The sequence below is a fragment of the Trinickia sp. genome (assembly GCF_035492435.1).
Lineage (GTDB): Bacteria > Pseudomonadota > Gammaproteobacteria > Burkholderiales > Burkholderiaceae > Trinickia.
In genome coordinates, this window is record NZ_DATJJF010000213.1 from 1 (window position 1) to 7,757 (window position 7,757).

5 protein-coding genes are annotated in these 7,757 nt (G+C 59.7%); 2 read left to right on the forward strand and 3 right to left on the reverse strand.

Going from position 1 to position 7,757, the window contains the following annotated elements; genetic code table 11:
- Positions 1-28: 28 nt before the first annotated feature.
- Positions 29-2,425 (reverse strand): CHASE2 domain-containing protein, encoded by a 2,397-nt coding sequence (locus VL598_RS15430; protein ID WP_325327599.1) that lies wholly within the window; start codon positions 2,423-2,425, stop codon positions 29-31.
- 576 nt (positions 2,426-3,001) lie between these two features.
- Between VL598_RS15430 and VL598_RS15435 the strand changes: the two genes are divergently transcribed.
- Positions 3,002-3,715 (forward strand): response regulator transcription factor, encoded by a 714-nt coding sequence (locus VL598_RS15435; RefSeq protein ID WP_325327600.1) that lies wholly within the window; start codon positions 3,002-3,004, stop codon positions 3,713-3,715.
- Here VL598_RS15435 and VL598_RS15440 read toward each other — a convergent pair.
- Positions 3,681-6,101, reverse strand: coding sequence for a tetratricopeptide repeat protein (locus VL598_RS15440; RefSeq protein ID WP_325327601.1), 2,421 nt, complete (start codon positions 6,099-6,101; stop codon positions 3,681-3,683). The genes VL598_RS15435 and VL598_RS15440 overlap by 35 nt on opposite strands.
- A 244-nt stretch (positions 6,102-6,345) precedes the next feature.
- On the opposite strand from VL598_RS15440, the gene VL598_RS15445 reads away from it, so the two are divergent.
- Positions 6,346-7,419, forward strand: a complete 1,074-nt coding sequence (locus VL598_RS15445; protein ID WP_325327602.1) for a response regulator — start codon at positions 6,346-6,348, stop codon at positions 7,417-7,419.
- Positions 7,420-7,474: 55 nt separating this feature from the next.
- On the opposite strand, the gene VL598_RS15450 is transcribed toward VL598_RS15445, so the two are convergent.
- On the reverse strand, positions 7,475-7,757 hold a 283-nt coding region (locus VL598_RS15450; protein WP_325327603.1), incomplete at its 5' end, for an H-NS histone family protein.

Genomic DNA, 7,757 nt, shown 5'->3' on the forward strand with positions numbered 1-7,757 from the left:
CAAAACCGGCGTTGGCTTGATCGCTTTTTCAATATACGCCTGAAGGAACACGGAGCAATTGGGGCAGCCGTATTGTCACAGTCGTCCCCTTCCCCGGGATGCTGTCGACGAGCACATCTCCGCCATGTCTGAGCACCACGGTCTTTATGAAAGCCATGCCGAGACCGGCTCCGTTAGTCGGGGGCTGCCCGGGCGATTGAAAACGTCTGAAAGGTTCGAACAGATGCGCCTGCATCTCCTTGGGGATGCCATAACCTCGGTCTGTCACCGTGCATCGCACACGCCCTGCGCCGTCGCCCTCTATGGCGACCGTCACAAGCGAACTGCTTGGACTGTATTTGACGGCATTGTTGATCACATTCGCCATGGCACGAGTGAGCAGCGAGCGGTCCGCAGCGATCCAGTATTCGCTTCCCTCGAGCCGCAAATCGACGGAAATGTGTTTCCTGCGCGCTTGCGGCCACATTTCATCGTTCGCGTCGAGCACCACATCGATAAGGTTCACGGGTTCCAGCGTATAGGTTTGCGATTCGGCGCGAGCCAGTTGCACAAACCCATCAGCAAGCTTCAAAGCTCGCTGCGCATGTCGCTCGATGCGCTCGAGCAGCACGCGTGTGCGTTCCGAATTGGTGTCCGCGCGCTCCAGCTCGATAGCGGCGAGGATCGACGCATGGTGTGAACGCATGTCATGCGACAAAAGCCGCAATGCATCTTCGCGGCTGCGCTCAGCGGCACGAAGTGCCGTCACCTCGACCATCGCGGCTACCCATCGTCCCGATTCCTCGCCCTGTTCATTCAGGCAACGCTTGTAGCGCAGCAGATATTCGCCACCCGCACGATCGCGCACCTCGAGCCCTCGCTCGACGACGCTGACATCGTGCCCCGTCGGGTCCAGAATCGCCGGCCAATTCGCTCGTATCTGCGCTTGCGACTCGGAAGCGGTGTCGATCGCGTTGATCAAGGTGAACTCGCCAAGCGCTTCGGTCAGTGTGCGGCCACTCGGGTCCGGACTACCTAGCCAAGCGAATTGCGCACGGGCCGCGTGATTCGCCAGCAGGACGATGCCCTTCCTGTCGGCAACGAGAACGAACTCCGGGATGCTGTTGAGACTGTCCCATATGAAACGCTGCATGTACTGCAGGCGCTGCGCGGCCCTCTCGACAAGTGACACCAGACGCTCGAGTACATCGCCTTGAAACTCGCGATCGGAAGCTACGGGCTCTGACATGCCTTGCCAGCCGTGGTCGAGCCGTCGCAGCTCGTTGCGCAGCCTTGACATCGTCATCTCCAGCCGCCGCCAGCTCCAAAGTGGATAAAGCACACCCAATGCAGCGAGAGCGGGCGCCGGTGAAAGCCAAATTTTTGGACCCAGCAAGAGACTAGCGCTCGCTGCCGTTACGGCCACGGCGAGCACGACTGTCAAAAGCAGGGAGCGCCACGGAGCCAGTACGGAGAAACCTACAAGCAAGAACGCGACCGCTATCAACGACACCGCGGCAGCTACGCCTCTCGGCGCAGCCCGGACGACGCAGCCGGAAAGCAGTGAGGACAGCACTTGGGCATGGACTGCCAAATCAGACATCGGGCTGATGTGCCCGGAAATGGGCGTGGCAAAAAATCTTTGAGCGCTCGTTGCGCTTACACCGAGGAACACGACTTTTCCGCGGAGGGCGCCATGCGATGCAGTGCCATTGAGCAGCTGTGCGCTCGACAGCGGCGTCGTTGCCTCTTTAGCAAACGGGATATAGACGCGCTCCTCGTTTTGGCCTTGCTCCTCATTGCGTGGATATGGCCCGCTGGCCAGCAAAATCGTCCCGTCGCGGATGGCGCGCGCCACCGGTACGTCGATGTAGTCCAGATATGCGCCATCGCCGGCTTCGCCGAGCGAGATGCTGCGCAAAACGCCGTCCGGATCGGGCTCTAGATTTCCGTGCCCCGTACCGGCCGCGGCATCGAGTAGAGGTTTGGCCGGCCACACCACAACGCGGCCTGGCTGCCGGCCCTTGCGCTCAGGCAACAACGGCAAAAAGGTGGGAACCGTACGCATCGCATCGGCAAGCAGGACATCGTCAAGCGCCGGCCCCGTCAGTGCCACGTTATAGACGATGGCCGCCGCGCCAGCTTTCGCGACGGCGCGAACCAAGCGGGCCTGCAGCCCGTACGGCCAGGGCCAGAGCCCGAACTGCTCAATACTCGCATCATCTATTTCGACGACAGCGATGTCAGGTGAGTGCGGCCGCGAATGAAGCCGCGATAAGCCGTCATAGGCGATTCGATCGAGGCCTGTCATCGCGCACCCAAGGGATGCAACAGCCACGATCACAACGCCGATCGCGCCCATCATGAGCCATTCGGCCCAGTAACGCCGCGCGGGGCCCCACCAGCGCTTGTTTTCGCCGGTGGCGCGCTGACCCGATAAACTCATCGCGCGGATGCTCATCGACACAACCGCGCGGCGCGCCGCGATCGATGTTGCGCAAATCTACGAGCCTCGCGAGGAACACGCAAAAAGAAGCGGGCATCGTCATAACGCCTGTCGTCCGGATGCTCGGGACATGAGGCGCTCCCGACATCGGCAACGCTCTGATCGAGGATGATGGGCGAAGAGGAAAAAACTCGAAATCCGGCTGCAAATGATGAAAGTCCGCCGTTTTGCCGCATTGCATCAAGCGGCAATCGATTCATTGCATCGTATTGAACGGGCCAATGTCCTTGTAGCATTTCATTTGAGCAAGAAAAGGTAAGGAAATGTTACGCACCCCTTATCGACTTTTCAATATCTGCTTGCAGCGTCTGATTTCGCCATCTTTCGAATAACCAATTGAAACGCACAATCGAGCGCTTGTTGCAGTGCGAGATAGAACATCATACTGCGCTTGCAAAACAAAACAATTGTTAAATTACGCGTCGAGGCACCGTATTACGCTGCCAGGGCACTAGATTGTCGTATTTCTAAGCAGAAGTCGTGATATACAGGAGGCGATTCCGGGAGGGCCACTAGGTGAAAATTGCGTATCTGGAAGATGATGAGGCGCAAGCCCAATATATCGGCGAACTACTTGTAAGCAACGCACATGAATGCCATGCGTTCAGTGATGGCAGTCAGCTTATTGGCCGATTGAAGCGCGATGCGTTCGATATGCTCTTGCTCGATTGGCAAGTGCCTGGCATTACCGGCCATCAGGTCACGTTATGGGCACGCGCCAATCTCAGCCGGCGTGTACCGATCATCTTCATGGCGAGCCGTTCACTTGAAGAAGATATCGTCGAGGCGCTCAACGCGGGTGCGGACGACTATATGATCAAGCCAATTCGTCGAGCCGAGTTGATCGCGCGCATCGAGGCGCTTGCACGCAGGGTGACGCTACGCTCCACTTCCAATCCAGAGCCGATCGTCGTGGCGAACTACCGCATCGACCCACGCACTCGAGCCTGCTTCGTGAGCGGGCAGCCGGTCGAGTTGACAAGCCGCGAGTTCGACCTCGCGCTCATGATGTTTCAATATGTGGGCCGCGTACTTTCGCGCGAACATATCGGCGCCACCATTTGGGGGCAGCTGCCCAGCGCGATTTCGCGAACGCTCGACACACACATCTCCAGAGTGCGTGCCAAGCTTCAATTGCGGCCCGAAAACGGCGTCCGTCTGACACCCGTGTATGGACACGGCTACCGGCTCGACCTCATCGGCGAGCCGGCTGATCCGGCTGATTGCTAGGCGGCTCTCCCACGGTATTCAGCCACATCTGCCTGTAGGCCTGTTCGATGTGGCGTGCAAAGCGGGCGCCGTCCATCAGCGGGGAGACTTGCATGTGCGCGCGCAAGCCGGTTCGCATCCGCGCCAGGCGCGGCAGGTCTCGCGCAAGCCCGGTTGCCCTGCGGACAAACTCATCGTCAGTCTGTCCGACGAGCTCCGTCAGACCAAGATTGCCGAGCTGGCTCAATCCGGCGCGCGACGCCGGCGATATGCCTACACGTGTGACGACGGGTACCCCCATCCATAATGCGTCAAGGCTGGTCGTATGGCCGTTGTAGGGAAAGGTATCAAGCGCCAAGTCGATCTGATGATACGTTTCCAAGTACGCCGCTCGGGGGCGGAACTCAACGAACTCGATGCGTGCTGGGTCGATACCACACGCGCTGGCGCGCGCCTCGATCCGTTCCCGCGCATGCCCCGCTGCTGCCATCAGTACGAGCCGCGAGTTTTCGACGGCGGCAAGCACAGGAGCCCACATGCGCAACGTGTGTTCGTTGAGCTTGCACGGATTGTTGAGACAGCCAAACGTGATTCGCCCACCGGTCAGTGCTGGCAACTCGTTGACATGCGGCTCATCCGTCAGCGGGTCGTAGCACCAAAATGAATCGGGCAGGCGGATCGAGCGTTCGCTGTACCGGTCGTCGCCCTGTGGTTCGCCTGACGGATCGAGCCAGGGGTCCGTCAAACGGTAATCGATCGCGCGGCTACCCGTCGTGCCCGGGTAAGCAAGCCATGCAACCTGTATCGGCGCAGGACGGCGCGCGAAAAGAAGAGGCCGGCCTTTCGCCATGTGCATAGTGAGGTCGACGAGCACATCGATGCCATCTCCACGTATCGTATTGGCGAGCTCTTCGTCATCGAGGTGGGTCACATTGCGCCATACATCGGCATGCCTAGCCAGTTGAGCGCTCAGCGCATCCGGCCGCTCGACGCTCGAGTAGCAATAAATTTCGCACGCATCATGATCATGATGCGCGAGCAACGGCATCATAAACAGCGCTTGGCAATGGTCACGAAAGTCGGGCGACACATAGCCGATCCGCAGGCGCTTGTCCCGCACACGTAAATTGCCATGTGCGACGGGTGCCGTAGCGAACCGGGCTTCATGGCGATCCGCAAGGCGGCGGCACTCTTCGAGAATCGCGTATCCGTCGTCAGTACTGAACGGGAGCGCATATACAAGATTGCAATGCGCGACGAGGTTGGCAGGATCATGCTCGAGCGCGCGACGATAAGAGATGAGCGCCTCGTCCAGTCCTCCTGTGTCCTTGAGGACATTGCCCAGATTGTTCCAGGTTGCCGACATCGTGGGTGCGGCGGCGCGGCCTTCGCCATGTATGAGTGCCGCCCGATAATGCGCCTCGGCGTCGTCCATCCGTCCCAGCTTGCGCGCAAGACTGCCTGCGTTGTTGTGGGCGGCAACGAAGCCAGGTCGACACCGCAACGCGGCCTCGAATGCAGCAACCGCTGCCGCGAACTCTCCGCATGCTTCGCGCGCAAGGCCGAGGTTGTTCCAGGCGTCAGCGTGATCGGGCGCGAGGGCCAAGGCGGCTTCATATTGCACGACCGCCTCGGCATGTCGGCTCAACGCATAAAGTACCGTCCCAAGGTTATAGGCCGCCTCCGGAAGGTGCGCATCGAGTGCAAGCGCGCTTGTAAGAACGGCTTGCGCTTCTGTCAGCTGTCCGTGGGCGAACAAGGCTGCACCCAGGTTCACAAGGTGGGCGCTCGCACCGGGCTCCGCTGCCACCGCCTCGCGTAGCAGTGCGATCGCTTCTGCCCGTTCACCGCGCGCCCCTATGAGCGTCGCCAAGTTCGTGAGCGCGCTGGCGTAACGCGGTTGCACGGCGAGTGCGCGCCGGTAGGCGTCTTCGGCTGCCACCAGCGCTGTGCCTCGACGATGACAGTTGCCCAGATTATTTAAAGCATCGATGTGCTCAGGTTCCCGCGCGAGCAGCGACTCGTAGGCACTGGCAGCGGACTTCCAATCGCCGCTTGCCTCGAGCACCGTCGCCAAGGCGAACCATGCATCCGTCAGCTCGGGCTGTTGCGATAGCAAGGCACGATAAACGGCCACTGCATCCTCGATTCGCCCTTGCGCGGTAAGAATCTGGCCTTCCGCCAGTCGATAGCGGACCTCGTCAGGGCGATGCGCACGCGCGCGAACAATCCATAGAAGCGCAGCATTTGCATCACCCGTTTGCAGCGAGAGAATGGCGAGCCTAAACATCGCGTCATGGTGCGCGGGCATATCGGCCAGTATCTGCTCGTAAAGCTCGCGCGCTGGCGCCCATTCACCGGCCAAATGAAAAGCTTTCGCCTGCGCAAGGCGCGCTTCGATCGACATAAAGGTCCGTCCTATCTTGCGAGTGTGCCGAGATTGTAGACACTTGCGCTCGGCTGGGCGAGGCCACTGAGGTGCGCGCGAAGGTGCGCGCGAAAGCGTCCCTGTGTCCTTTACCGAACTGTGCGCAATTCCGAGCTTTCTAGAATTCTGACGTTGACCCGCGTGTCCGCTTTTTTGCGTCGTGAGCCGACAGTGGCGCTGGCCAGCCAGCGAGGGCCTGCTATTCGTATGGAATATTTTGCGTATGAGCCCGTCTAGGACCGCCCCCTCAATCCTGATTGCAGCCGATAGCGAGCCGCTTGCTGTTGGCGCGGCACGCTACATCGATGAGGGGTTCGGCGTCGTGCGCGTTTCCACGCGCCGAGAGCGCGTCGCTTCTGACTTCGATTGCTTCCGCCCAGCGGTGTTGCTTCTCGCGTTCGACCAATTGGCTCACGCGCAGAACTATCTCGAGCGCCTTCATCGAACGAGTGGAGTCGCACACGCACTGCCACACAGAATCATCCTTTTATGTAGCGGTGACGATCTCCAGCGTGCATTCGAATGCTGCAAGGCGGGCATTTTCGATGATTACGTTTTGTTCTGGCCGCAGACAGCAGATACCGCACGGCTGATGATGGCGATTCACGGTGCATTGCACGCGCTCGAAGATACATGTTCCCTCGCCCTTACCTCACGGCAAATCGTCGCTCGCGCCCGAGACATTACACGACTGGAACCGGATTTGGCCGCACTCGCCAGTCGATTCGCGCGCCAAGTCGAGGTCACACAGACTTCAGCCGACGCCGCGGCTCAACGATTGCCACACCTAGTCTTTCGCCAGTCCTTCGACGAGGTCGAAGCATCGGTTCATGATCTGTGCGAGGCAGCACGCACGCTGGCGGGCGCACTCGGCCCACAGTTGCGTGCCGCACGCACCATATGTCAGTTGTCTCGACAAATGCGCCCCCTTGTTCTTACCGTTGACAACGACGCGTACCAACGCATACGGCTTACGCGGTTTTTAAAAGGCACAAACGTAGAGTTGATTTGCGCGTCGACAGGCGCTCAGGCACTGCGCGCGATCTGGACGAAACGACCAGACCTCGTCCTAATGGATATCGATCTTCCGGATGTAGACGGCGTTGAAGTGACCCGCCGGCTAAAGGCAGTCGAGCCGCTAGCCAGCACACCAGTCATTATCGCGACGGCCCGGAGCCACCGCACCGTCGTGATGGAAAGCTTGAAAGCCGGAGCTGCAGACATCATGGTCAAGCCATACTGTCGCGCTACGCTCCTCGACAAACTGGACACCTTCTTGCCGGTTAGCGTAACGTAAGACCTATATTGCGTGCGAGCCGACGATAAAAGCCTCGGCACGCAACGCACATGCATCACTTAATGCGGAACTGCTCCGGATCTTTGCCCTTGAGCCAGTGCGGACGCGGACCACGACCCACCCACGATTCCCCCGTTTCGGGGTTGCGGAACCGTGGCGCGCTGCTCAACGCCTTGGATTTTCGCCGAGAACCAAAAATCTCCTCGGGCGTAAATCCGAATGCCGCGACCGTTTCGCGAACATTATCGAGCGTGGCTCGCGCTTCAGCGCGTCGCGCATCCTCGATCTCCATGTCCAATTGCTGTTTCTTTGCCAACAACTCTTTGTAAGTCGCCACG

What these genes read in the sequence shown, in the direction of transcription:
- VL598_RS15430 (WP_325327599.1), bottom strand. Translation starts at nt 2,425, where the DNA reads ATGAGTTTATCGGGTCAGCGCGCCACCGGCGAAAACAAGCGCTGGTGG.
- VL598_RS15440 (WP_325327601.1), bottom strand. Translation starts at nt 6,101, where the DNA reads ATGTCGATCGAAGCGCGCCTTGCGCAGGCGAAAGCTTTTCATTTGGCC.
- VL598_RS15445 (WP_325327602.1), top strand. Translation starts at nt 6,346, where the DNA reads ATGAGCCCGTCTAGGACCGCCCCCTCAATCCTGATTGCAGCCGATAGC.